The sequence below is a fragment of the Bradyrhizobium sp. USDA3010 genome (genome assembly GCF_056429065.1).
In genome coordinates, this window is the sequence record NZ_JBWJZD010000151.1 from 1 (window position 1) to 305 (window position 305).

The following is a 305-nucleotide window of genomic DNA, read 5'->3' on the forward strand; positions in this document are numbered from 1 at the left end:
AGCCAACCGTGCCGGAGGTACCCGAGCCGGCTTCCGTGCCGGTGCGGATCGCCGAGACCGCCAGCGATGCCGTGGTGTTGTCGACGTCGGTATCATTGGTCAGCACGTTGCCGGTGGCGTTCGAGCCCGGCGTTCCGTTGTTGGTGCCGCCGGCTTCTGTCGCCGAGCCTGTGTCATTGACCGCAACCGGCGCGTCGTCGGTGCCGTGGATGGTGATGGTCAGAGTCGTGCTGCTGGTGCCGCCCTGGCCGTCCGAAACTGTGTAGGTGAAGCTGTCGGTCAGCGTGCCGCCGACGTTGAGCGCC

Annotated in this window: 1 protein-coding gene; it reads right to left on the reverse strand. The window is 67.2% G+C overall.

The genetic code is table 11. The features are described 5' to 3' along the window. Window positions 1-305, reverse strand: a 305-nt coding sequence (locus AC066Y_RS43360; protein WP_478279153.1) for an Ig-like domain-containing protein, incomplete at both ends; no start/stop codon positions are given.